This window comes from Mesorhizobium cantuariense (genome assembly GCF_042647205.1).
In the GTDB taxonomy this organism is placed as follows: domain Bacteria; phylum Pseudomonadota; class Alphaproteobacteria; order Rhizobiales; family Rhizobiaceae; genus Mesorhizobium; species Mesorhizobium cantuariense.
In genome coordinates this window covers 5425826-5448796 of the sequence record NZ_JBHRVD010000001.1, presented here as the reverse complement: position 1 = coordinate 5448796, position 22971 = coordinate 5425826, and the positions used below count along the sequence as shown (strand labels likewise).

Sequence of the window (22971 nt, the reverse complement as noted above, 5' to 3'; positions counted from 1 at the left end):
ATCGCAAAACAAAAAATGGGGAACTGGATATGCTTCACACACGCATCGCCTTGGTGGCGAAAATCACCTTTGGCGGACTGGTCGTCATGGCTCTTGCCGCCACCGCGCCGGCAGCGCAGGCCGGGGATGTGGGTCTCGTCCGTAACGGCGTGCTCAACGTCTGCACCGGCGGCGATTTTCCGCCCATGCAATATTATGAGAATCCAGGCGACGAGAAGCTTGTCGGTTTCGAAGTCGATGTCGTGGACGCCATCGCAAAGCAATGGGGCGGCACCACCAGATATGTGGTCGGCGATTTCAAGGGGCTCCTGCCATCGCTCGGCGCCGAGCGCTGCGATCTCGTCGCGAGCGGCATCATGGTGACCAAGGAGCGCCTCAAGGCCTATGACGCGGTTCCCTACTTCGTCTCCAACGTGGTGATGGTGACGGCGGCCTCGGATACCGAGACCAAATCGCCGCTCGACCTTAGCGGCAAGGTGCTGGCGATCGAGGCGGGCACCACCTATGAAAAGACGGCGGCGGCCCTGAACGCAGAAATGGCAAAAGCCGGCAAGGCGCCGGTGCAGATACAGACCTATCCGTCCGCCTCCGGCGTCATCGAGCAGATCCTGGTCGGGCGGGCCGCAGCGACGATCACCCAGGACACGACGGCGGCATTCCGTATCAAGCAGATGCCAGGCCGTCTGCAGGTGCCGTACAACTATGGCGACGGCGAAACCTACGGGATCTATCTGAGAAAGGGCGGCGACAATCGCGAGGCCTTGGTCGAAGCCATCGAGACCTTGCAGGCCGGCGGCGAGATGAAGGCGCTGCTGCAGAAGTGGAACCTTCCCGAGACCGCCACCGACGTCAAGCACGAGACCAATTAAGGGACGTGCGGAGGTGTTCGACAGCAAGCTCTTCCTGACAGCCCTGTTCGGCTGGCCCCTCGCCAAGGGGGCTTTGCTGACCCTGGTGCTTTCGGTTCTGGTGATGACCGTTGCTCTGGCGATATCCTTGGCAACGGCAGCACTTGCCACTTCGAAGCGGCGCTGGATCCGCCTGTCGATCGCCGCCTTCGTCTGGCTTTTTCGCGGTGCGCCGGCACTGCTCGTGCTGCTGTTCATCTGGAATGGGCTGCCGCAGATCTCGGCGGTGTTCCGGTCGGACTGGTTCAGCCCGTTCGTGGCGGCGTTTCTCGCCCTGACCCTGATCCAGATCGCCTACCTGACCGAGATCCTGCGCAGTTCCTATGCATCGATCGGCAAGGGGCAGTCCGAGGGTGCGGCGGCCCTTGGCCTGCACCGGGGCCAGATATTTTTTCTAATCATCCTGCCCCAGGCGCTTCGCGTCGCCCTGCCGGCGCTGGTCAACGAGTTCATTTCGTTGCTGAAGGCAACCTCGCTGGCGACGGTCATCTCCTTGAAGGAACTCATGACCGTCACCCAGTTTGCGATCGCCACCAGCTTTCGTTTCCTGGAATGGTATGGCGCCGCGCTGATCTACTACATGTCGATGGTCTCGGTTCTGACCGTCTTCCAGATCAAGCTCGAGCGCTTGCTCTCGCGGGGCCATCGCTGATGCCGGTAACCGCGCCCGGCGAGGCTTCCGACTGGTTTTCATACGAAGCCGTGGGTCGGGGCATCACGCGGATATGGGAGCCGCACGTCCATCCCTATTTCAGAAGCAATATCTTCCGTGTTCGCGGGCACGATGTCGATCTCGTCATTGATGCCGGCATGGGTCTCGTGCCTCTCGGGCCGGTGCTGAACCTGCCAAGCACCAAGCCGGTCCTGGCCGTTGCGACGCACATCCATGTCGATCATGTCGGTGGCTTGAGCGAGTTCGAGACCAGAGCCGGCCATCGCCATGAGGCTGCTTTATTCGCAGCCATGGCGGATGAACATACTTTGGCGCATCTCTTTCGTGCGCAGCCGGAAGCGGTCGCCAGGTCACCGACCAGGGCCTGGTCGCCGCAGTCTGTCCAGGTCAGACCTGCGCCGCTAGCACGGATACTGGACGAGGGCGACAGTATCGAGACGGGCGACAGGTCGCTTCGCGTCCTGCATCTGCCGGGTCATTCGCCGGGGTCGATCGGGCTTCTCGATGAAAGGAGTGGCGACTTCTTTGCCGGCGATGCGATCTATCGCGGACGGCTGATCGACGATCTTCCGGGTTCGGACGTGCAGGCCTACCGGAAGACGATGCAGCGGCTATTGCAAATCGAGTTCAACCGGGCCTATTGCGGACATGGCGAGCCGATCGACCAGAACGAGCTTCGGTCGATCGCAAGAGCCTACCTCGACAGCTCCAGCTGAACCTCATTTCGCCAGGAACGCTCCAATCCGCTCCAGCGCGCGCAAAATATTCTCCTCGGAGTTGGCGTAGGAGAGCCTGATATAGCCTTCGCCGAGAATGCCAAAATCGGGGCCGCCGATCAGCGCCACGCCGGCATCGTCGAGCAGGGCCGAAGCGAGCTTCTTTGCTTTCCAGCCGGTCTTCGAGACGTTGGGGAAGGCGTAGAACGCGCCCTTGGGCGTGATGCAGGAAATGTCAGGCAGGGCGTTCAATCCCTCGACAACGATCTTCCTGCGGCGGTCGAAGGCACGCATCATCTTGTCGACGTCGTCCTGCGGGCCGTCGATGGCCGCGATGCCGGCAAACTGGCTCGGCGCGTTGACGCAGGACCAGCAATTGACCGCCAGCTTGCGCACCTTGTCGTAGAGATGGGCGCTCTTGTCGCCATTCGGCCAGATCGACCAGCCCATGCGCCAGCCGGTCATCGCCCAGGTCTTCGACCAGCCGTTGAGCACGATCAGCCGGTCGCGGATTTCGGGAAAGCCAAGCAACGAGCAATGCGTCTCGCCGTCATAAGTCATGACATCGTAGATCTCGTCGGAAAGGATGGCGACATGGGGATGCGCCTCCAACCCCTTCACCAATTTCTCGATCTCGGCGCGGGGCGTGACGCCACCGGTCGGATTTGCGGGCGAGTTGAGGATCAACAGCCTGGTCTTCGAGGTGATCAGCGCCAGCGTCTCCTCGGCGGAGAAGGCGAAGCCGTTTTCCTCGCGCATCGGCACGGGAATAGGCGCGGCACCGGTGAACTCGATCATCGACCGATAGATGGGGAAGCCCGGATCGGGATAGAGGATTTCCGCGCCCGGCTCGCCGAACATCAAGATCGCGGCGAACATGGTTGGCTTGCCGCCGGGCAGGATCATCACCGTTTCAGGCGATATTTCGACACCGGTGGTGGTCAGCGTGCGCCGTACCACCGCCTCGCGCGTCGCCAGAAGGCCATTGGCTGGCGTGTAGCCGTGGTGGCCGTCGCGCAGCGCCTTGATCGCCGCCTCGACGATGTGCTGCGGCGTCTTGAAGTCGGGCTGGCCGATGCCGAGATTGACGATGTCGCGGCCTTGGCTCGCAAGGGCTGTCGCCCGCGCCAGCACTGCAAAGGCGTTTTCCTCGCCGAGACGGTCGAAGGCCGAAATCGTGTGGAGCATTTTTCCCGTCCGTGTGGTTCTTGCTGTTGGGTCGCGTTTTTGTGAGCCTCAGGCCGCAAAAGTCAAACGGATTGGAGCTTTCGGTGTCGGAAAATCTCAAGGACTGGCAACCGCGTCCGCGGCCAGAACGCAAGGCCATCGACGGAAGCTATGTCCGGCTCGAGCCGCTGAGCGCCGCAAAACACGGCGACGGCCTCTACGAAGCGTCCTCCGTGTCCGATGTCGATGGTCGTTTCGCCTGGTTGCCCGATTATCCGCCGGAGACCCGCGCCGCCTTCCAGCCATGGCTGGACAAGGTCGAGGCCAGCGAAGATCCGCTGTTCTTCACCGTCATCGACAAGGCCAGCGGCAAAGTCGCCGGCCGCCAGACGCTGATGCGCATCGATCCGGCCTATGGGGTCATCGAGATCGGCAACATCTATTGGGGACCGCTCATTTCGCGCAAGCCGGGAGCGACGGAGGCGCAGTTCCTGTTCATGAAATATATCTTCGACGAACTCGGCTATCGCCGCTACGAATGGAAGTGCAACAACCGCAACGAGCCATCGAAGCGGGCCGCGGAACGGTTCGGCTTCAAGTTCGAGGGCATTTTCCGGCAGCATCTCATCGTCAAGGGTGAAAACCGCGATACGGCATGGTACTCGATCATCGACAAGGAGTGGCCGGCCTTAAGCAAAGCCTATGAGGCGTGGCTCGACCCGGCCAATTTCGATGGCGACGGCCAGCAGAAGCGACGGCTCGAGGATTTTCGCGCAAAGTTTGGCGCGTGAGATCAGGCGCGTAACGGGAGTTTGCCATTGGCGCATACCCACGATCACAGGGGGCATGATCACACTGGGCACGATCACGGCGCTGGCCATGTCCATGGCTCGACCGACAAGAAGCGCGTGCTTGTCGCGGCCTGCCTGACCGGCGGCTTCATGATCGCCGAAGCGCTTGGCGGCATCCTCACCGGGTCGCTGGCGCTGCTGGCCGATGCCGGCCATATGCTCGCCGATTCGATCGCGCTCGGCCTTGCCTGGTATGCGTTTCATCTTGCGGGGCGACCGGCGACCGTTCGCCTCACCTACGGCTTCGGCCGGGTCAAGACGCTGGTGGCTTACACAAACGGCATTGCCATCTTCGTCATCGCCCTGTGGATTGTCTACGAGGCCTGGGGGCGCCTGCAGGCGCCGGCACCGGTGCTTGGCGGGCCGATGCTGGTGGTGGCGATCCTCGGCCTGCTGGTCAATATCGGCGCCTTCTTCGTGCTGCATGGCGGCGACCGTGAAAACCTGAACATGCGCGGCGCCATCCTGCATGTGCTCGGCGACCTGCTCGGCTCGGCTGCGGCTATCGCGGCGGCGCTGGTCATCCTGGCGACCGGCTGGACGCCGATCGACCCGATCCTGTCGGTCCTGGTCTCGCTGCTGATCCTCTACACGGCATGGTCGCTGATGCGCGAAGCCGCCCATGTCCTGCTCGAGGGCGTGCCGCCAAGCCTCGACCGCGATCTGATCGCCAGGGATATCGAGGCGACGGTCCAGGGGGTGCGCGAAGTGCACCACATGCATGTCTGGTCACTCGACGGGACCAGCAACATGGCGACGCTGCATGCCTGCCTTAACGAGGGCGTCGATGCGCATCAGGCGGTGAGTGCCGTCAAGAAGCGGCTTGCCAGCGAGCACGGCATCAGCCATGCCACCGTGGAACCCGAATTCGGACAGTGCGCCGACGATGGCGACGAGCACGAGCACGAGCATGATGCGGCCGCGCATCACGACCACCATCACTAGGACCGATCGATTGATGTCGATTGGTTCTGCCTCAGGAGTTGCAAAACCTTGAAAACAAGCTTGATGAACGCCCGCTGCCTTGGTGTAGCGTGATGGACCGCGACACCAGGAACGCCGTTATCGCCGCGGTGTGGATCATGCTTCTGTTCGGCATCGCGGCCTTTTATCTGCCAACCATCATGTTGGCCCTTGGCAGTTTCTCGACCGTGCTGGCAGGTGCCTTTGGCATCGTTTTCGTGCTGGCATTTTTCTCGGTGTTCTGGCTGCGGGCCCGCAACCAACGCAAAAACCAGGGTAAGTAGAGGTCTTTGATATGCGCATTCTGATCACTGGCGCCGCAGGCATGGTCGGCCGCAAGCTCATCGCCCGGCTGGCCAAGGACGGCACGCTGCGCGGCGGCAAGATCACCGCGCTCGACCTGCACGACATCGTGCCGCCGCAGGCACCTAGCATGGACGGAGTCAGCGTCACCCTGCACACCGGCGACCTCGCCGAGGCGGGGGCCACTGAGCGCCTGGTCGCATCGCGTCCCGATGCCGTCTTCCATCTCGCGGGCATCGTATCGGGCGAGGCGGAAGCCAATTTCGATCTCGGTTACCGCGTCAATCTCGACGGCACACGCGCGCTGTTTGATGCCATTCGCCTGGCGGGCTTTGCGCCGCGTGTCGTCTTCACCTCGTCGATCGCGGTGTTCGGCGCGCCGTTCCCGGATGTCATACCGGACGAATTCCATCCGACGCCGCTGACCTCCTACGGCACGCAGAAGCAGATGAGCGAAGCACTGCTGGCCGACTATTCCAGGCGCGGCTTCTTCGACGGCATCGGCATCCGGCTGCCGACCATCTGCGTGCGGCCGGGCAAACCGAACAAGGCGGCCTCGGGCTTCTTCTCCGGCATCATCCGCGAGCCCTTGAGCGGCCACGAGGCGATCCTGCCGGTGCCGCGCTCTGTCGTGCACACCCACGCCAGCCCGCGCTCGGCGGTCAATTTCCTGATCCATGCGGCAGGGATCGACGGCAATGCCGTCGGGCCGCGCCGCAACCTGACGATGCCCGGCGTCGCCGTTACCGTCGGCGAGCAGATCGAGGCGCTGGAACGCATCGCCGGGCCAAAGGTGGCAGGCCTGATCCGCGAGGAACCGGACGCGACGATCTGGGCGATCGTCCGGGGCTGGCCAACGCGGTTCGAGGCGCGGCGCTCAAGGGAGCTTGGCTTCAGCGCCGAAAAGAGCTTTGACGAGATCATCCGCGCGCATATCGAGGACGAACTCGGCGGCAAGATCGCGGGTTAAACCCCGAGCCTCGCGGCGTCGGGCATCATCCGCCTGCCGCCAGGCTCGCCGACAGCAGCAGCAGTCCGAACAGGAACACGAAGGCCGCGCCGCCGATCTCGACGATCGAGTGGATGCGGTTGCCCATGCGGCCGTCGCCGGCAAAATACACCGCCCAGTTCTTGGCGGTCACCGCGAGTGTGGCCAGCGCCGAGACGGTGATCGCGGTTCCCAACGACATCGCCAGCACCGACAGAAGACCGCCCAGCCAAAGTCCGTTGAGCAGGGCGAAGCTGAGCACGATCAGCGCGCCTGAACACGGCCGGATGCCGACAGCGGCCACCGCCGACCAGGCCGTGCGCCAGTCGAAGCGATCGCCCGACAGCAGTGCCGGGTCGGGTGCGTGCGAGTGGCCGCAGGTGTCGCAGACCTCGCCCGCCGCATGATCGTGATGAGCGTGTGCGCCATGATCATGATCGTGCGAATGGCCATGCGCATGGTCGTGATCGTCATGCGCGTGCAGGGCGTGCGCATGGGCATGCGCCGAATGGCCATGGGCTGCGTGCGAATGGCCAGCATGAGAATGGCCGGCATGAGCCGCCGACAGGCTGTAGGCGGGTCCTTTGCCAAACAGGCGCAGGACGGCGGGGCCGAGCTTGCGCCACAGCAACCATGCGCCGAACAGGGTGACGAAGACAAAGCTCATGATCTCCATGAACCAGGCTGCGTCCGTCATCGAGACGGAGGTGCCGCGCAGGACGAAGTAGGCGACCCCCATCACCGCGATCGCGGTCAGGCCCTGCAGCAGCGCCGAGACGAAGGACAGCAGGATGCCGCGCCGCAGCGCCACCTCATTGGCAACCATGTAGGATGAGATCACCGCCTTGCCGTGGCCGGGGCCGGCGGCATGGAAAATGCCGTAGGCGAAGGACAGGCCGATGAGTATCCAAATCTTGCTGCCGTCCTGGCGCATCGCCTTCATCGCCGTTGCCAGCGCGCGATAGAATTCCTGCTGCCTGAGATTGATCCACATCAGGATGTGGGCAAATGGGCCGGTGGTGGGCGCCATGCCGTCATTGACGCCGATGCCGAGCGAACTCTGGGCGTGGGCGGCATTGGCAAAATGCATCATGACAACGGTGACGGCCAACAGGCCGAATGCCAAACGCAGGGACGGTTTCGTCACCGGCTTCATCCTTCTGGCTGACAGGTCAGTTCGAGCTTGGTGGCGAAGATCTTGCTCATGTCGGTGCCTGTCGGATCGTTGAAGAAGGCATCGGTGAGAGTCTTCTGGTTTTCCTTGATCGCCTCGTCCGGGTCCGGACGGATCACCTTGCTGGTGCAGCTCGACGGCAGGCCTTCAACCGTGATGTTGGAGTCCTCGGTGAAGTCGATTGCCGTGTAAAAGGTCGGATCATAGACGCCGATGTCGATCTTGCCGTTGAGCTTGATCGGCACCTTCGGCTCGGATTCGAAAAGGATGATCAGCTGGTCGTTGTCGAAATTGGCCATCAGATGCGGCGGCGGCGTCATCGCCACGTCCTTGCCGTCGACGGTGACGAGCTGGAAGTAGTTGAACTCGGCCAGCGAGGCATGAACGGTGTCGGCGACGTCCTTCAGCTCCTTGTCGTCCAGCTTCAGGTCGGAGTTCTTGTCGAACTCCATCATCACCGTGCTGGAAAACAGGTCGTCGAAACGCCAGAGATGACGCAGCGCCTTCACACTTTGGTGATCCGGGGAGAGGATCACGTCGAGACGAGCCTCGGCGAAGACGTGCGGGTGCACCTCAGCCGGTCCAGTGGCGGCAAAGGTCGCCGCCAAGGCCGAAGCCAGCATGATTGCGTGCCGTTTCAGGTGCATTCTCAGTCGCGATTCCATCGGCCTCGGAGAGATGTCGAGAGTTACCATAAAGGGGGCGAAATTGGGACCGGGACCCGGCTGAAGTGGGGTCAGGCAGCTTCACGCGTCCTGAACCACTGCACCAGGAAGTCCACGAAGACGCGGACTTTCGCCGGCAGATAGCGGCGGTGCGGGTACACGGCGAAGATGCCGCCGCCGGACAGGATGCGGTCATCCATCACCGCCACCAGCCGGCCGCTGGCGAGATCGGGCGCGGCAATGAAATCCGGCAGGACGGTGAACCCCAACCCGGCCACGGCCGCGGCTCTCGCCGTCATCGGGCTGTTGACCTCGACCGGACCGGACACCGAAACGCTCACCGGATCGCCATTGTCGCCCTTGAACGGCCAGTTGTTCAGGCCGCGGCCATTGGTGTCGACGATGCAGGGCATGCGGCTGAGATCCTGTGGCCGTGTCGGCGTGCCATGCTTGGCGATCAGTTCGGGAGAGGCGCAGAGTTTTATTGAAAACGGCGCCAGACGCCTGGCGATCAGCGAAGAGTTCTCCAGCCGCGAGATGCGCACCGCAAGGTCGAAGCCTTCCTCGACCAGATCGACGAAGCGGTCGTCGAGCTGGATGTCGAGCACGATGTCGGGGTATTGCTTGGCGAAGTCGATCAGCGACTGGCCGATCGGCGCGTCGGCGAAGGTGCGTGGCGCCGACAGCTTGATCCTGCCGCGCACGTCGCCGGAGGATTCGCGCACAGCGTCGGCCAGGCTGTCGACCTCGCGCACGATCTCCGAGGCGCGCCGGTAATAGGTGTGGCCGGCTTCGGTCATCGAGAACTGGCGCGTGGTGCGGTTGAGCAGCAGCGCGCCGAGTTCGTCCTCCAACTCGCGCACATATTTCGACAGCAATGCCTTGGAACGGCCGATCTTGCGCGCCGCCGCCGAAAAGCCCTCGGCCTCAACCACGTCGATGAAAGCGCGCATGCGCGTCAGTGTGTCCATGGTCAAGCCTTTCGTGCCGCGTCGAGAAGTTTCCGGCCGAGCCGTATCAGGGCAATGTCGCTGCCGGAAGGGCCAAGCAGCGACAGGCCAAACGGGGCGCCGGCGACCGCGCCGATGGGCAAGGTGATTTGCGGAAAGCCGGACAGGCCGGCCAGGCACAGAAGTTGGAGCGCCCGTTCGCGATAGGCCTGGAATTGCTCCGGCGTGCTGTCCACGTAGGGTGCTGGGCCCGGAACCGTCGGCAGGACAAGGAAGCCGTCCTTGCCGAGCAGGGCGCTCAGTTCGCCGCGAAAGGTCAGCCGGCGCACCTTCTCGGCCTGGGCTGTCTTGTCGTCGACGGCACGGCCAAAGCCGAAACGCTCTTCGACGCCGGGACCGAGGTCGCGCTCACCGCTGGTGATCCATTCGCCATGCACTGCCCAGGCCTCCTTGGCCTGCAGTCGGCGAAAGCACCAGTAGAGCTCATCCGCAGACGAGGTGAAGCGCATTGCCGGCGCCACAGGCGCGCCGAAGACCGCGCTCGCTAGCGCCTTCATTCCTGCATATTCGGCAATCGCCGGGCGGGCGACCAACCCATCCAGCCAATCCAGCGTCAGCGGGCGGTCGAGCGTGTGCTGGTGCGGGTCGCGGCGGAGCAGCAGCTTGCCGACGGTCTCATAGGTCTCGATGTCGTCGGCGAACCAGCCGAACGTGTCGAAGCTCGGAGCCAGCTTCATCGTGCCGTCGAGCGAAATGCGGCCATGCGTGGTGCGCAGCCCGATCAATCCGCAAAAGCTCGCCGGCGCGCGGATCGAGCCGCCGGTGTCGGAGCCGGTGGCGATGTCGGCCAGCCTGCCTGCCACCGCCGCCGCCGATCCCGAGGACGAGCCGCCGGTGACGCGATCGGGCGCTGCCGGATTCACCGGAAACGAGAAATGCGCATTCTGGCCGAACAGCGCGAAGGCAAGCTCGTCGGTCTGCGTCTTGCCGACGAAGCGCGCGCCGGCATCGAGAATCATCTGCACGGCGGGTGCCGTGCGCGAGGCGGCGGGGCATTCTGCGAATTTCCTGGAATTGCCGCAGCCGGTGCGGTAGCCGGCGACGTCGTAGATATCCTTGACGGCCAGCCGCAGGCCGGCCAGCGGGCCGAGTTCGGCATGTGCCACCGGCATCTGGCGAAGATCGAGAAAGGCGTTCAGAGGGCCGTGCGTGCCTGTCATCGTTCGATATCCGGATACGGTTGCCGCAACATTGTTCGATGGCAGAAATTTTACAACCTTGGATGCGATTTTTATTGATTGTGAAAGCCTTCGCCCTTATATCGCGCTTGCCCAAAGTCGCACGTGCCTGTGGGTGTCCGCCGATCCTCGAATGGTGAGGGAAATCGGTAAGGTAACTGGAGCCAACCCCTCCAGTCGGTCTAGCGGCCAACCGCCAGCCCGAGGACACCTTGAAGCAACGACGGTGCGGGCCTTTCTGGTGTTCTGCCGGTTGTCCAAAAACCGGGGTTACTGAAGAGGCACACCTTCATTGCCGGCAGTGCGGACGGGTCTCCCATCCAAGCCAAGGCAGACAAAGCGAACCGAGGCCGGGCAAGGCCAAGGTTCACCGCCGCGAGACGGCGCTTCATGGTTCCGGGGTCTCCACCGGCTGGTTCCATGGATATCCGTCCCGCCTTTGTCCACCGCGTGTTCGCGAGGCTGACAGCCCGCGTCCCGCAGCTTTATTGCGCGCCGAAAGGCGCTGATGGAGAGACCCTGATGGCTACCCAGCGCATCCTTGACTTCCTCGCCACCCGACGTCCGTCCGGCCCCTGCCTCGTCGTCGACCTCGATGTCGTGCGCGACAATTTCCGCGCCTTCGAGAAGGCGCTTCCCGATTCCAAGATCTACTATGCGGTGAAAGCAAACCCGGCGCCGGAAATCCTGCGCCTGCTTGCTGCCATGGGCTCGTCCTTCGACACCGCTTCCGTTGCCGAAGTCGAGATGGCAATGGACGCCGGTGCGCCGGCGGACCGCATCTCCTTCGGCAACACCATCAAGAAGGAGCGTGACATCGCACGCGCCTACCAGCTCGGCATCCGCCTGTTCGCGGTCGATTGCGTCGAAGAGGTCGAGAAGATCGCCCGCGTCGCTCCCGGCGCGCGCGTATTCTGCCGCGTGCTGACCGATGGCGAGGGCGCCGAGTGGCCGCTGTCGCGCAAGTTCGGCTGTGTGCCGGCGATGGCCGTCGACGTGCTGCGCCATGCCAAGGGGCTCGGCCTCGACGCCTATGGCGTGTCGTTCCATGTCGGCTCGCAGCAGACCGACCTGACCGCCTGGGATCGTGCGCTGGCCGACGCCAAGGTGGTGTTCGCGACGCTCGCCGAGGAAGGCATCGTCTTGAAGATGGTCAATATGGGCGGTGGCTTCCCGACGCGCTATCTGCGTGACGTGCCGGCGGCCCAGGCCTATGGCCAGGCGATCTTCTCGGCGCTGCGCAAGCATTTCGGCAATGCCATCCCGGAAACCATCATCGAGCCGGGCCGTGGCATGGTCGGCAACGCCGGCGTCATCAAGTCGGAAGTCGTGCTGATCTCGAAGAAGGCAGCCAACGACAATGTGCGCTGGGTGTTCCTCGACATCGGCAAGTTCGGCGGCCTGGCCGAGACGATGGACGAGGCGATCCGCTACCCGATCGTCACCGCGCATGACGGCACGGAGACCGCGCCCTGCGTGCTCGCCGGCCCGACCTGCGATTCGGCCGACGTGATGTACGAGAAGACGCCCTATCCGCTGCCTTTGTCGCTGACCATCGGCGACGAGGTGCTGATCGAAGGCACCGGCGCCTACACGACCACCTACTCGGCGGTCGCCTTCAACGGCTTCGAGCCTCTCCGATCCTACGTGATCTGACGGTTCGAAAGAACCGATCAGATCATCCCAGATGGGCGTCTGTCGCCCGCTTGGGCTCGCATGTGGAAAAGTCTCCGCTCGTGAAGGATTGCGGAAATGGACATTGCAAATTTCATTGTTGACGGCGCTGCGCGCGCAATCTCCCCCCTTGAGGGGGAGATGGCCACGAAGTGGCCAGAGGGGGTCGTCTCGGCTGCCTCGACTTCTCTTGGACCGTATGGCGCCAGCGCTTCACGCGCGGCGACCCCCTCTGTCGCCTTTGGCGACATCTCCCCCTCTAGGGGGGAGAGTGCCAGCGCCATTGCCATTGTTGCCGAAACCGCGACCGACATTGCCACGCGTGAAGTGCTGTTGGACGAGGCCATGGGGCCGAAGCGGCGGAAAAAATCGTCGGAGAAGCTGCGGCGTGGCCGGCGGCCTTCGGAAGGCCTGGCCTTTGTCGCGCGCGATGCGTCGGGCGGCGTGGCTGGCACCGTGCGGCTGTGGGATGTCACGCTGGGCGAGGGCGGTCCGGCTGCGCTGCTGCTTGGCCCGCTCGCCGTCGATCCGTCGCTCAAGAGTGCTGGCATCGGCTCGGCGTTGATGCGCCATGCCATCGCCGAGGCGGCGCGTCTTGGCCACGCCGCGATCCTGCTGGTCGGCGATGCGCCCTACTATGGACGCTTCGGCTTCTCGGCCGCCAGGACCGGTTCGCTCGCCATGCCGGGGCCCTATGAGCGGCACCGCCTGCTGGCGCTGGAACTGGTGGAAGGCGCGCTTGATGGCGTGTACGGCACGCTGAAGGCTGCCGGCCGCAAGCTGAAGGCGCAGCAATTGATATCGGCGGCCTGAGAGACGAAGCCGCCAGCAGCTGATGCAAAAACGCCGCCCGAAAAGGCGGCGTTTTTTTCGCGATTGGTGAGCGCCGCCTTGGGCGGCTGCATGCCTTCAGCCGATCAACTGGCTAAGCGCCATGGCGACGGTCATGTCGCCTTCGACCTTTATCTTGCCGGTCATGAACGCCATCGTCGGGTTCAGGTCGCCAGATATCAGCGAATCCAGATCGTCGAGCGAGAGCTTGATGGTGCAGTCGGCGGGTGCATCGGTGGTGGAAATCGTCGCGCCATCGATGACGATGACGCCGTCGCTGCCGGTGTCGAATTTCACGGAACGATCGAACCCGCTGCTTGCCACGCGCGACTTGATCTTCTCGGCAATCTCCTGAACGCTCACGCTGTTCTCCTTGTCTGGTTGCATCTGTCTCGCAACGGCGCTTCGATCCAGCCGAAGCCCATGCCGCCGTTTCGCGATCACGGTCGCTGCCGCATATAGCTTTGGGTTGACGTTTACGTCAACGCGGATTCCGATGGCTGGTTCCTGCCGTGGCGGCAGGTGTGGCCCGACGGGATCGGGGCCTATAGGCTGGGCAACTCAGTGTTCCTTGAACGCCTTGGTCATTTCGCTCGCCGTCTCGCTTTTCTTGCGGCGCAGCCAGTTGTCGCGGATTTCGTCCTTCGACAGGAAATTGACCTGGTCGATCAGAACCTCATGCACCAAAGGGGCGCCGACACGCGCGTTGACGGTATCGCGGATCGCGACACGGAAGGCATCGAGATCGATCGTCGCCTTCTTGGTGAAGTCGATCTGCGGATTGGAATAGAGGTAGGAATAGACCTGGTCGGTGATTAGCGCTTCCGCCGGTATGGACAGCTTCTTTATCTGCTCGGGTTCGACCGTGTAGACAAGCTTGGTCAGGAAATAGCCGCCGATCTGGGAATCGCGGATCAGCGGCACCGAAATGATGTCGGTCTTGACGTAGTCGAGGCCGCCCAGCATCGGCTTCGGCGTTTCGCCCACACCGCGCTCACCGGCCGCCTGGAACGAATAGAACACGGCGCCGAGCGTGGCGGCGCAGATCCAGACGGCGATGGCGATGACCTTTATCATCAGGCTCTGTCAGTCCCTTGGTCATTCCCTTGCGATGGCAATGCGGCACTGCGCTGCTGCCTCGGCGGGATCGCCGATGTGTCTCTTGTGTTCGCCATCATGACTTCATCCAGCCGAACTCGCCGGCGGAATAGGTGCCGTCTGTCTCCGCGCGCTGGATGGCGTGCCGCAGCAAGCTGGCGACTTCGTTGACCGCGCTGAGGTGCGCCAGGATCGCCGCCTCGTTCTTCGCCAGCTTGTGGCGCAGACGGGTCAGGCCCTCACGGTGCTGTTCGAGGAATTCGGCTTCGCTGCCGCCCTTCATGGCGCGGGTCAGCTCGTAAAGGTAGCGGCTCTTGCGGGCGTTGGATGCCTTGAGATCATAGTTGGTGGCGTTGCGGATGCCGGCCGTCTCTTCCTCGACCACTTCCTCGATGCGGCCGATGATGGCGGCGAGGTTGCCAGGCCGCGCGAACGGGATCGGCGCTTCCGAAGCGGTCGTGCGTGCTGGCAGGTTGGCGGTGAATTCCGAAAAGTCGGCCATGAAAATCCCGGTCTGGTTAGATTGAAACTCGGATACGCACTATCTCGGTGGTGAGCAGGTCTTTTCCCCAGACCGATTCCCGGCTTGGGGCATGCCCTTAGATTTTGATGTCAGTCTTGATGGTGGTCTCGTCACCGGTGATCGACCGCGCCGCCCTGCGCTGCAATTCGTGCACCAGCGAGGTCGACAGGCTGTTCTGTTGATCGATCTCGGTCTTTTCCGGTCCGCCCGAAACCGGGCCGACCGGCATGATGCGCTTGCCTTCGACATAGTGGTCGGCGAGCATCGACTTGGCGATGCCGATACCGCCACGCTCGGCCATCACGTCGGCCACCCGCTCGGCAAGCTGCGACTTCCACATGTCGCCGGCCAGGCCCTTGCCGTAGACACCCTCGGTGTCCTTGGGCAGCATATTCTGGATGAAGGTCTGCAGCACCATCGCCTCGAACTTCTTGAATTTCTTGGCGGGATCGGTTGAGGCGGCAGCCTTGTCGGCGGTGGCGCGCGACAGGATCGAACCGGCATCGACCGAAGCGGCGGTGTCGACCGAAAACGCGCCCGCGGCACCGCCAGCCCGCTTTGTCAGCGCGGCACGGGCGGCCTCGATATCCGTCGGGTCGACGGCTCGGGCCACATCCATAACGATGTCGCTGGGTGGAGAAATCGCCAAGAAAGTCCGCCTTTTGTCGGTTTTCCTTAGCCAGACAATGCCTCAACAAGCTTGTGGCAGGCTTGCGCGGGCGGGGAGGGGCGGAAGGCGCAAACCGCTGCTGCACTTGACTTGCTCATATTAATGATAATAAATCATACATATTGTCGTTGAAAAAAGACGGCCTGTCTGGGAGGACCAATGAAAATTACGGCCATCAAGGCGTTGGTCTGCAATGCGGAAATGCGCAATTGGGTTTTCGTGCGGGTCGAAACCGACGAGCCCGGTTTGTTTGGCTGGGGGGAGGCAACGCTGGAATGGAAGACGCGTGCCGTCGTCGGCGCCCTTCAGGATCTGGAGGCACTGCTCATCGGGCAGGATCCGCGCAATGTAGAACATTGCTACCAGATTCTGACGCGCCACGGCTTCTGGCGTCTTGGCGTCGAGGGAATGTCCGCAGTCAGCGGTATTGAGATTGCGCTCTGGGACATCCTGGGTAAGTCATTGGGTGTCCCGGTCTGGCGCCTTTTGGGCGGCCGGGTTCGCGACTATCTGCGCACCTACACGCACCTCGGCCTAGGAGACATGAAGGCGGTCTATGAGACCGGATCCGCCGACACGATTGTCGAACGCGGACGCATCGTGACGCAGGCAGGCTACGACGCGGTCAAGGTCGTCTGCATTCCCTACACCCACTACGTCTCGCCCGCGAAGGCGGTGGACGCCGTTGCCAATATGGTTGGCGCGCTGCGCGAAGCCGTCGGTCCCGATATCGACATCATGGTCGACTTTCATGGTCGCCCGGCGTCCGTCAACGCTGCGATGGACTACCTCAAGGCGATCGAGCCGGCCCGCATCATGTTCGCCGAAGAACCGGTGCCGCCCGAAGATGTGGCCGGCCTGGCGCATATCACTGCGCGATCGACTGTGCCGATCGCGTCCGGCGAGCGGCTGATCGGGCGTCGCGAATTCGCGCACTCGATCGCGGCGCGCGCCTTCAACATTGCCCAGCCCGATATCTGCCATACCGGCGGTCTGCTCGAGACCAAGAAGATCGCGGCTCTGGCGGAAACGGCGGGCATCGGTCTTGCGCCGCACAACCCGCTCGGCCCGATCGCTGGCGTCGCTGCGCTTCACTTCGGCGTATCGACCCCAAACGTCATCATCCAGGAAGAGATGTCGGGCGCGGTCGCCTGGTACGACGACGTCGTCAGTTGGCCGATCCAGCGCAAACCAGGCCGCTGGGACGTGCCCGAACTGCCGGGCCTCGGCGTCACCGTCAATGAGGATGTCGTCGCGCGCCACCCCTTCAAGCAGGAAGTACTGCATGCCCGCAACGCCGTCATGCCCGACGGCACCGTGGTCGATTGGTGAGCGCCATGACAGGCAGGCTTCAGGGAAAGATCGCAATCGTCACCGGCGCCGGCCAAGGCATTGGTGCCGCCAGCGCCCGGGCCTTTGCCGCGCAGGGGGCAAAGGTTGTCATCGCCGAACTGAATACGGTAAGCGGCAGCGCAATCGCCGACGAGTTGCGTGCGCAGGGCGCCGAAGCCCTTTTCGTCGAAACCGATGTCACCGACGCATCGGCGGTCGCCGACATGGTCGCCCGGGCGATCGCGACCTATGGCGGCGTCGACGTTCTCGTAAACAATGCCGGCGCCAACGTCTTCCACGAACCGTTGCTGATGCCGGATGAGGAATGGGACCGTTGCCTCAAACTCGACCTCCAGGCTGCGTGGTTCTGCGCCAGAGCAGTTCTACCGACGATGCTGGCGAATGGTTCGGGGTCTATCGTCAACATAGCGAGTTGCCACGCTTTCAAGATCATTCCCCATACATTCCCTTATCCGGTCGCCAAGCACGCGCTTGTCGGCCTGACGCGCTCCCTCGCCATCGAATATGCGGCGCGCGGCATCCGCGTGAACGCGATTGCCCCCGGCTATGTCGAGACGCCGATCGCTGAAGCCTATTGGAACACATTTCCAGACCCCGCCGAGGAGAAGCGGCGGGCCTACGACCTTCATCCGCCCAAGCGCATTGGCCGGCCGGACGAGGTTGCAATGACGGCGGTTTTCCTCGCTTCGGACGAAGCGCCGTTCATCAATGCCGAGACAATCACCATCGATGGTGGACGCTCGGTTCTCTACCACGACTGAAAAGCAACTCTCAGGGAGGATTACATGAAAACGACGACAAAGGCTCTCGCAACATTTGCAATATTGACCGCCGGACTGATGGGTGGCGCGGCAAGCGCCGACGACATCAAGATAGGCTACATCAACAAGATGGGTGACCATCCATGGTTCGTCGCCGAAGTCGGCGGCGCCAAGAAGGCGGCTGAGACGGCCGGCGCCACCTTCGTGTCACAGGACGTCCAGTTCGATGCCAATCTGACGATCACCACCTTCGATACAATGGTCGGAGATGGCGTCAAGGGCATCGCAATCGTCGTTCCCGACAAGGCACTGGGACCGGTCATCGCCGAGAAGGCCAAAGCGGCGAAAATCCCCCTGGTGGCGGTCGACGACGACATCTACTATCAGGACGGCACCCAGGTCCCCTATGTCGGCATGAATGCCTACAATATCGGTGCGCGGGTGGGCGAAGAGCTGGCCAAACTCTACAAGGCCGACGGCTGGGCCGGCAAGGAGGTGCGTATCGCCTCGATCGAGGATCGCAAGGCTGATACCTGCATGCAGCGTAACAAGGGTGCCGAAGAAGCGTTCCTGAAGGCGGTGCCCGATTTCAAGCCGGCAAACATCGTTCGCGTCCCCTACGACAACACGATGGTCAACGCCATCGACGTCATGACCACCACACTGACGGCCAATCCCAGCGTCACGAACTGGATCTTTTATTCCTGCAATGATGATGGCGTGCTGGGCGGGGCGCGGGCATTGGAGAACGCCGGCTATACCCCAGACCAGGGAATGGGCATCGGCATTGACGGCAGCCGCGCCTGTGAGGCCTTCGGATCGGGAAAGCCTTCGGCATTCCGTGGTACGATGTGGCTCAATTCGGCAAACCATGGCGCGCTGGCGGTGAAGATCCTGCTGGCCTCAATCAAGGATGGAACGAAGCTGCCGGTTCAGTCCTTCACCGACCCGGAATACATCACTGCCGATAATTTTGCATCGGACTACAAAGCCAAGCTCTGCCACTGAACCGGGTTATGCGTCATGCGCCCCAGGGCGCATGACGCTCTCCAGTCGCACGGATCGATCTTCGGGAGTGAGCTTTGATGCAATCGGAATTCTTCTCGCTCGACGGGATATCGAAGCGCTTCGGCGTCGTGCAAGCGCTCGACAACGTCTCGATTGCCTTCCGGCAAGGCGAGGTGCTCGCTCTGGTCGGCGAGAACGGGGCCGGCAAATCGACGATGATGCGCATTCTCGAGGGTGTGTTCGGGCCGGACAGCGGCACAGTGCGGCACGGTTCAACGCCGATCGTTTTCGGCGAACCGCGCGACAGCCACAGGGCTGGGATACGCGTCATCCATCAGGAGCCGGAGATCGTTCCCAACTTGACGGTGGCCGAGAACATTTTCGTCGGCGAACTGCCGCGGCTGGCAGGCGTGCTGCTCGACTGGCGCAAGCTCGAGGAGCAGACCGACCGGGTGCTTGCGACCTTTGGCATGCAGAAGGACATGCGGCCGCGGCAACTCTGCAGCACGCTCGGTCCGGCACAACGCCAGATGATCGAGATCATGCGCGCCATCCGTGCCGGCGGTCGGCTGATCGCATTCGACGAGCCGACATCGTCGCTGACCGATGACGAAGCGCGACGCCTGTTTTCAGTGATCCGCCGATTGCGCGAAGAGGGCACGTCGATCGTCTACATCTCTCACCGGCTGAACGAGATCATCGACCTGGCGGACCGCATTGTCGTTTTGCGCGACGGTCGGCTGGTCGACGATTCGCCGGCGGCAGGCGCCAGCGAACAGGGCATAGCCAAGCTCATGGTCGGGCGCGACATTGCAGATCTGTTCACCCGCGAGACGTGGCGGTCAGGAGAGCCGTTGCTGGACGTGGTGGGCTTGACCACCGACCGCGTCAGCGATGTCAGCCTCAAGATTCGCCGTGGTGAAGTGGTCGGCATCGCCGGCCTCATGGGCGCGGGCCGATCCGAACTGGCAAAGGCGATTGTCGGCTATGATCGGCGCCTCGCTGGTACCATAGCGATGAATGGCGTGTCCGTTCCCCCCAACAGTCCGCACGCGGCGATCGTCGCGGGCATCGGTTTTGCCCCGGAAGACCGCAAGCACGAGGCGCTGCTCCTGTTTCGAAGCATTCTCGACAACGCCGCGCTTTGCGTGCCCGACAAGACGTCGAGCTTCGGCTTCTTCAACCGGCGCAAGGCGCTGGAGATTGTCTCGCCGCTGGCGGCCAAGATGTCGATCAAGGCACCCAACCTTGACGAGCAGGTTTCGAAACTGTCGGGCGGCAACCAGCAGAAGGTCGTTCTGGCGCGCTGGCTTGCCCGGCAGCCGATGCTGCTCATCCTCGACGAACCGACCCGCGGCATCGATATCGGCGCCAAAGCGGAAATCTATCGGCTGATCGATGAACTGGCGGCGAGCGGCATCGGCATCATCCTGATTTCCTCTGAAATGCCGGAACTGATCGGGCTCGCCGACAGGGTTATGGTCATGGCGGGAGGCCGGATCACGGCCGAACTTTCCCGCACTGACATCGACGAGGCGACGATCCTCAAACACGCCATGCCGCAATCCGCACCAGTGCTCGGAGACCACATCCAATGAACAGCCTCGAGCTTCGCGCATCGAAAGTGCAGACGGACGCCAGGGGCGCTTCCTCGCGTGTTGTGGAACGCGTCGGCGTTCACAATATCAGCCTTTTGGTTGCGCTGGCCATTCTCATTGTCATCTTCGGCTCGCTACGCGGCGACGTTTTCTTCTCCAGCCGAAACCTGCTCAACATCGGCCTCGGCATTACTATCCTCGGCGTGCTGGCAATGAGCCAGACCGTGGTCATTGTCGCCGGCGGTCTCGATATCGCCGTCGGCGCCATTGTCGGCCTGACCACCGTATCGACGGCGATGGCCATCCAGGCGACCGGGTCGCCCGCGGCCGGTATCGTTGCCGGCCTTGTGCTTGGCGGTCTCGCCGGTCTCGTCAACGGCATCATCATCACATACGGGCGGGTCAATGCGGTCATCGCCACGCTCGGCACGATGGCGATCTTCCGCGGCATCGCTTTCATCATGTCCGACGGCCAGTCGATCGCCATCTTCAGCGACACGTTCCGGTTCATAGGCATCGGACGGATCCTCGGCCTGCCGCTGCTGATCTGGATTCTTGTGCTGACCGCGATCGTGTTCCATCTGTTCCTGGCGCGCTCGATCGTCGGCCGCAACATCTACGCGCTGGGCGGCAATCCCGTTGTCGCTCGCTTCTCCGGCATCAACATCAACCGCTACCGCGTCGGCATCTACATCATGAGTGGCGTTGCCGCCGGATTGGCCGGAATTCTGCTGGCCGCCCGCACCGGTTCGGGTCAGCCCGTGTCGGGATCCCAAGGCCTGGAACTCGAGGCCATCACGGCTGCGGTGCTGGGTGGCTGTGCCTTGCAGGGCGGCAAGGGAACGATTGTCGGCGCACTGCTCGGCGTCGCCATCATTGGCGTGCTCAACAACGGAATGATACTGACGTCGGTGCCAACATTCTATCAATTGCTTGCCAAGGGCTCGCTCCTGATACTGGCTGTCGTAATTGCCGAGTATCATTTGAACAGGACATGACGATGGACGCGGCCGCCGCTTCGATTGATCAAGGCAAGCAGGAGCTTTCTGCTGGGGACAGCGGCACGTCGTCGCTCAAGGATCGCATCGCCCGCGATCTCGGGCAGCGTATCCTTGCAGGCACATACGCACAGCACGAGGTCCTGCCGACGGAAGCCGAACTGTGCGTCATCTACGGCGCCAGCCGCACCGCGCTTCGCGATGCGCTTCTGACGCTTTCGGCCAAAGGGCTGATCGAGGCGCGCAAGCGGGCCGGGACGCGCGTGCGCGTGTCGAGCGAATGGAACAGGCTGGATGCGCAGGTTCTCGAATGGATGCGCGATATCGAGCCTGATCTCGATTTCGTCCGCGGCTTGATCGAGGCGCGGCTGGTGATCGAGCCGGCTGCCGCCCAGCTTGCCGCCATGATGGCGACCTCGGGCGATCTCGCGGTGATCGAAGCGGCCTATGAGGCTATGCGTATCGCTCCGGAGGACGACCTCGCCGCCTGCCTTGATGCCGACGTCAGGTTTCATACGGCCATCCTTCGCGCCAGCCGTAATCCGGTTTTCGCCAATCTAGGCAACATGCTTGCCGCCGCGCTGAGCTTCTCCTTCCGATTGACCACATCGGCCACCGCCAACTATCAGCAGACACTCAGCGCGCATGGCGATGTGCTGGAGGCAATCCGACTGCGCAGGGTCGACGACGCTCACGACCAGATGAAAGCGCTCATCGGGATCGCGTCGAATGACCTTCTTGCCGTGGCTCGCAAAGGCCGACGTGCCCAAATGCCGACTCGCCTTGATGATCCAGACCGTTGAAATTCGAAGCGGAGACTTGTCCGCCGAAATCGTTCCGTCGCTTGGGGCGGGACTGGCGCGTTTCAACTACCGCCGCGTGCCGCTCTTCAGGCCATGGCCGAACGGCGGCGGCGGGAACCCGTTCGATCTTGCCTGCAATCTGCTTTTGCCGTGGTCAAACAGGATCTCGGGGGGCGGGTTCGTCTTCGAGCACAAATTCCACGAATTGCTTGCCAACGTTGCCGACGAGCCGTTCCCCATTCACGGCAACGGATTTTCGCAGGAGTGGGAGGTAGACAGCTTGGCGCCGGACAAAGCCAGCCTGTCGCTCGTCAGCGACGGACCCGGCCCATACCGGTATCGCGCCGAGGTGACCTACGCACTGACCGGACAGGCGCTCGAACTGCAGCTTCTGATCGTCAACAGCGCGCCGGTCAGGCTGCCGTTCGGACTTGGCATCCATCCCTGGTTCCCAAGAACCGCCCTGACAACGCTTCACGCCCCGGCGTCGCAGGTTTGCCTCGAACTGCCCAGCCATCTCCCCGACAGGTTCGAGGATGTAGAAACCCGTCCCGATTGGGATTTCGCCACGCCGGCCGCCTTGCCGAGCGGTTGGATCAACAATGCCTTTGCCGGCTGGGACGGCGTTGCTTCCATACGTTGGCCAGAGCAAAATTGCGGCCTCAGGATAGAAGCGTCCCCGGTCTTGAACTTCTATCTGGTCTATTCGCCATCGCAGGCGAGCGACTTCGTCTGTTTCGAACCGGTCAGCCATGTCGTGGATGCCCACAACCGCGGTTCGATCGACAAATGGAACGGATTGTCGGTGCTTAGCCCTGGCGAGAGCTTGGTGGCCGATTGCAGCTTCACTGTCATATAGAGCGACCAACTCACCCACAAAGCCAAAACTAGGCGGCTCGGAATGCTCGGCCGCGATGTGCACGCACGAACGGATCCAACGGACCATTCGCACACTATGCCCGCTCGCGCGTGCAACCTGACTTGATCCACGCTGAAGCAAATTTCCAACTCTCGCGCAACCACGACCTTCAGCTTGATCGCCGGCGATGTCTGCTTTC

The 22971-nt window shown here is 62.8% G+C and carries 25 protein-coding genes; 16 read left to right on the top strand and 9 right to left on the bottom strand.

The annotated features are described in order from the left end of the window. The first annotated feature begins 29 nt into the window (after positions 1-29). From ACFOJ9_RS26555 to ACFOJ9_RS26545, 3 genes are read left to right on the top strand one after another with little or no spacing between them, the layout of a single operon-like run. Positions 30-869, top strand: a complete 840-nt coding sequence (locus ACFOJ9_RS26555) for a transporter substrate-binding domain-containing protein (RefSeq protein WP_378982894.1) — start codon at positions 30-32, stop codon at positions 867-869. 13 nt (positions 870-882) lie between these two features. Continuing rightward, positions 883-1560, top strand: a complete 678-nt coding sequence (locus ACFOJ9_RS26550; protein WP_378982892.1) for an amino acid ABC transporter permease — start codon at positions 883-885, stop codon at positions 1558-1560. After that, the gene (locus ACFOJ9_RS26545; protein WP_378982889.1) at positions 1560-2297 is read left to right on the top strand and encodes an MBL fold metallo-hydrolase; all 738 of its coding nucleotides are present in this window, start codon (positions 1560-1562) and stop codon (positions 2295-2297) included. Before ACFOJ9_RS26550 ends, ACFOJ9_RS26545 begins: the two co-directional genes overlap by 1 nt. Positions 2298-2300: 3 nt before the next feature. On the opposite strand, the gene ACFOJ9_RS26540 is transcribed toward ACFOJ9_RS26545, so the two are convergent. Then, entirely contained in the window at positions 2301-3485 is a 1185-nt protein-coding gene (locus ACFOJ9_RS26540; RefSeq protein WP_378982886.1) for a pyridoxal phosphate-dependent aminotransferase, read from the bottom strand. Between the two features lie 83 nt (positions 3486-3568). On the opposite strand from ACFOJ9_RS26540, the gene ACFOJ9_RS26535 reads away from it, so the two are divergent. The 4 genes from ACFOJ9_RS26535 to denD all read left to right on the top strand — a co-directional run bounded on the left by ACFOJ9_RS26535 (position 3569) and on the right by denD (position 6551). Then, entirely contained in the window at positions 3569-4255 is a 687-nt protein-coding gene (locus ACFOJ9_RS26535; protein ID WP_352441881.1) for a GNAT family N-acetyltransferase, read from the top strand. A 27-nt stretch (positions 4256-4282) separates the two neighbouring features. Further along, positions 4283-5260 (top strand): cation diffusion facilitator family transporter, encoded by a 978-nt coding sequence (locus ACFOJ9_RS26530; protein WP_378982884.1) that lies wholly within the window; start codon positions 4283-4285, stop codon positions 5258-5260. An 89-nt stretch (positions 5261-5349) separates the two neighbouring features. Continuing rightward, on the top strand, positions 5350-5562 hold the full coding sequence (locus ACFOJ9_RS26525) for a hypothetical protein (protein ID WP_352441936.1): 213 nt from the start codon (positions 5350-5352) through the stop codon (positions 5560-5562). 11 nt (positions 5563-5573) lie between these two features. Continuing rightward, complete coding sequence (gene denD, locus ACFOJ9_RS26520; RefSeq protein WP_378982882.1) at positions 5574-6551, top strand: D-erythronate dehydrogenase; 978 nt, start codon at positions 5574-5576, stop codon at positions 6549-6551. Positions 6552-6576: 25 nt separating this feature from the next. Here denD and ACFOJ9_RS26515 read toward each other — a convergent pair whose 3' ends face one another. The 4 genes from ACFOJ9_RS26515 to ACFOJ9_RS26500 all read right to left on the bottom strand — a co-directional run bounded on the left by ACFOJ9_RS26515 (position 6577) and on the right by ACFOJ9_RS26500 (position 10578). Continuing rightward, positions 6577-7725 (bottom strand): nickel/cobalt transporter, encoded by a 1149-nt coding sequence (locus ACFOJ9_RS26515; protein WP_378982879.1) that lies wholly within the window; start codon positions 7723-7725, stop codon positions 6577-6579. Next, positions 7722-8390: a DUF1007 family protein gene (locus tag ACFOJ9_RS26510; RefSeq protein WP_378982877.1), complete on the bottom strand. Its 669-nt coding sequence runs from the start codon at positions 8388-8390 to the stop codon at positions 7722-7724. Before ACFOJ9_RS26510 ends, ACFOJ9_RS26515 begins: the two co-directional genes overlap by 4 nt. A gap of 89 nt (positions 8391-8479) precedes the next feature. After that, on the bottom strand, positions 8480-9379 hold the full coding sequence (locus tag ACFOJ9_RS26505; RefSeq protein WP_378982874.1) for a LysR family transcriptional regulator: 900 nt from the start codon (positions 9377-9379) through the stop codon (positions 8480-8482). A gap of 2 nt (positions 9380-9381) precedes the next feature. Further along, positions 9382-10578 (bottom strand): amidase, encoded by a 1197-nt coding sequence (locus ACFOJ9_RS26500; RefSeq protein WP_378982871.1) that lies wholly within the window; start codon positions 10576-10578, stop codon positions 9382-9384. Positions 10579-11118: 540 nt separating this feature from the next. Here ACFOJ9_RS26500 and odc2 point away from each other — a divergent pair. Next, positions 11119-12252, top strand: a complete 1134-nt coding sequence (gene odc2, locus ACFOJ9_RS26495) for an ornithine/lysine decarboxylase (RefSeq protein ID WP_378982869.1) — start codon at positions 11119-11121, stop codon at positions 12250-12252. 159 nt (positions 12253-12411) lie between these two features. After that, entirely contained in the window at positions 12412-13083 is a 672-nt protein-coding gene (locus tag ACFOJ9_RS26490; protein WP_378982866.1) for a GNAT family N-acetyltransferase, read from the top strand. Between the two features lie 96 nt (positions 13084-13179). Here ACFOJ9_RS26490 and ACFOJ9_RS26485 read toward each other — a convergent pair whose 3' ends face one another. From ACFOJ9_RS26485 to ACFOJ9_RS26470, 4 genes are all read right to left on the bottom strand, one after another. Beyond that, positions 13180-13464: an SCP2 sterol-binding domain-containing protein gene (locus ACFOJ9_RS26485; RefSeq protein WP_378982864.1), complete on the bottom strand. Its 285-nt coding sequence runs from the start codon at positions 13462-13464 to the stop codon at positions 13180-13182. Between the two features lie 198 nt (positions 13465-13662). After that, the gene (locus ACFOJ9_RS26480; RefSeq protein ID WP_378982862.1) at positions 13663-14178 is read right to left on the bottom strand and encodes a hypothetical protein; all 516 of its coding nucleotides are present in this window, start codon (positions 14176-14178) and stop codon (positions 13663-13665) included. Positions 14179-14275: 97 nt separating this feature from the next. Continuing rightward, positions 14276-14701, bottom strand: a complete 426-nt coding sequence (locus tag ACFOJ9_RS26475; RefSeq protein ID WP_378982859.1) for a hypothetical protein — start codon at positions 14699-14701, stop codon at positions 14276-14278. 97 nt (positions 14702-14798) lie between these two features. Continuing rightward, on the bottom strand, positions 14799-15410 hold the full coding sequence (locus ACFOJ9_RS26470; RefSeq protein WP_378988074.1) for a rod-binding protein: 612 nt from the start codon (positions 15408-15410) through the stop codon (positions 14799-14801). 141 nt (positions 15411-15551) lie between these two features. On the opposite strand from ACFOJ9_RS26470, the gene dgoD reads away from it, so the two are divergent. From dgoD to ACFOJ9_RS26435, 7 genes are all read left to right on the top strand, one after another. Further along, positions 15552-16724, top strand: a complete 1173-nt coding sequence (gene dgoD, locus ACFOJ9_RS26465; RefSeq protein WP_378982856.1) for a galactonate dehydratase — start codon at positions 15552-15554, stop codon at positions 16722-16724. A gap of 5 nt (positions 16725-16729) precedes the next feature. After that, positions 16730-17506: an SDR family oxidoreductase gene (locus ACFOJ9_RS26460; RefSeq protein ID WP_378982854.1), complete on the top strand. Its 777-nt coding sequence runs from the start codon at positions 16730-16732 to the stop codon at positions 17504-17506. Between the two features lie 24 nt (positions 17507-17530). Next, entirely contained in the window at positions 17531-18514 is a 984-nt protein-coding gene (locus tag ACFOJ9_RS26455) for a substrate-binding domain-containing protein (RefSeq protein ID WP_378982851.1), read from the top strand. 77 nt (positions 18515-18591) lie between these two features. Continuing rightward, positions 18592-20112 carry a sugar ABC transporter ATP-binding protein gene (locus tag ACFOJ9_RS26450; protein ID WP_378982849.1) on the top strand — a complete coding sequence of 507 codons (1521 nt, stop codon included), beginning with the start codon at positions 18592-18594 and terminating at the stop codon, positions 20110-20112. Next, positions 20109-21110, top strand: coding sequence for an ABC transporter permease (locus tag ACFOJ9_RS26445; protein WP_378982846.1), 1002 nt, complete (start codon positions 20109-20111; stop codon positions 21108-21110). Before ACFOJ9_RS26450 ends, ACFOJ9_RS26445 begins: the two co-directional genes overlap by 4 nt. Then, positions 21107-21913: a FadR/GntR family transcriptional regulator gene (locus ACFOJ9_RS26440; protein WP_378982843.1), complete on the top strand. Its 807-nt coding sequence runs from the start codon at positions 21107-21109 to the stop codon at positions 21911-21913. The genes ACFOJ9_RS26445 and ACFOJ9_RS26440 overlap by 4 nt, the downstream gene beginning before the upstream one ends. A 16-nt stretch (positions 21914-21929) precedes the next feature. Continuing rightward, the gene (locus ACFOJ9_RS26435; protein ID WP_378982840.1) at positions 21930-22772 is read left to right on the top strand and encodes an aldose 1-epimerase; all 843 of its coding nucleotides are present in this window, start codon (positions 21930-21932) and stop codon (positions 22770-22772) included. Positions 22773-22971: the final 199 nt, after the last annotated feature.

Coding starts and splice junctions, on each gene's coding strand:
- ACFOJ9_RS26450 (WP_378982849.1), top strand. CDS start 18,592: ATGCAATCGGAATTCTTCTCGCTCGACGGGATATCGAAGCGCTTCGGC.
- ACFOJ9_RS26445 (WP_378982846.1), top strand. CDS start 20,109: ATGAACAGCCTCGAGCTTCGCGCATCGAAAGTGCAGACGGACGCCAGG.
- dgoD (WP_378982856.1), top strand. CDS start 15,552: ATGAAAATTACGGCCATCAAGGCGTTGGTCTGCAATGCGGAAATGCGC.
- ACFOJ9_RS26545 (WP_378982889.1), top strand. CDS start 1,560: ATGCCGGTAACCGCGCCCGGCGAGGCTTCCGACTGGTTTTCATACGAA.
- ACFOJ9_RS26455 (WP_378982851.1), top strand. CDS start 17,531: ATGAAAACGACGACAAAGGCTCTCGCAACATTTGCAATATTGACCGCC.
- ACFOJ9_RS26505 (WP_378982874.1), bottom strand. CDS start 9,379: ATGGACACACTGACGCGCATGCGCGCTTTCATCGACGTGGTTGAGGCC.
- ACFOJ9_RS26460 (WP_378982854.1), top strand. CDS start 16,730: ATGACAGGCAGGCTTCAGGGAAAGATCGCAATCGTCACCGGCGCCGGC.
- denD (WP_378982882.1), top strand. CDS start 5,574: ATGCGCATTCTGATCACTGGCGCCGCAGGCATGGTCGGCCGCAAGCTC.
- ACFOJ9_RS26510 (WP_378982877.1), bottom strand. CDS start 8,390: ATGCACCTGAAACGGCACGCAATCATGCTGGCTTCGGCCTTGGCGGCG.
- ACFOJ9_RS26490 (WP_378982866.1), top strand. CDS start 12,412: ATGGCCACGAAGTGGCCAGAGGGGGTCGTCTCGGCTGCCTCGACTTCT.
- ACFOJ9_RS26480 (WP_378982862.1), bottom strand. CDS start 14,178: ATGATAAAGGTCATCGCCATCGCCGTCTGGATCTGCGCCGCCACGCTC.
- odc2 (WP_378982869.1), top strand. CDS start 11,119: ATGGCTACCCAGCGCATCCTTGACTTCCTCGCCACCCGACGTCCGTCC.
- ACFOJ9_RS26475 (WP_378982859.1), bottom strand. CDS start 14,701: ATGGCCGACTTTTCGGAATTCACCGCCAACCTGCCAGCACGCACGACC.
- ACFOJ9_RS26500 (WP_378982871.1), bottom strand. CDS start 10,578: ATGACAGGCACGCACGGCCCTCTGAACGCCTTTCTCGATCTTCGCCAG.
- ACFOJ9_RS26515 (WP_378982879.1), bottom strand. CDS start 7,725: ATGAAGCCGGTGACGAAACCGTCCCTGCGTTTGGCATTCGGCCTGTTG.
- ACFOJ9_RS26555 (WP_378982894.1), top strand. CDS start 30: ATGCTTCACACACGCATCGCCTTGGTGGCGAAAATCACCTTTGGCGGA.
- ACFOJ9_RS26540 (WP_378982886.1), bottom strand. CDS start 3,485: ATGCTCCACACGATTTCGGCCTTCGACCGTCTCGGCGAGGAAAACGCC.
- ACFOJ9_RS26440 (WP_378982843.1), top strand. CDS start 21,107: ATGACGATGGACGCGGCCGCCGCTTCGATTGATCAAGGCAAGCAGGAG.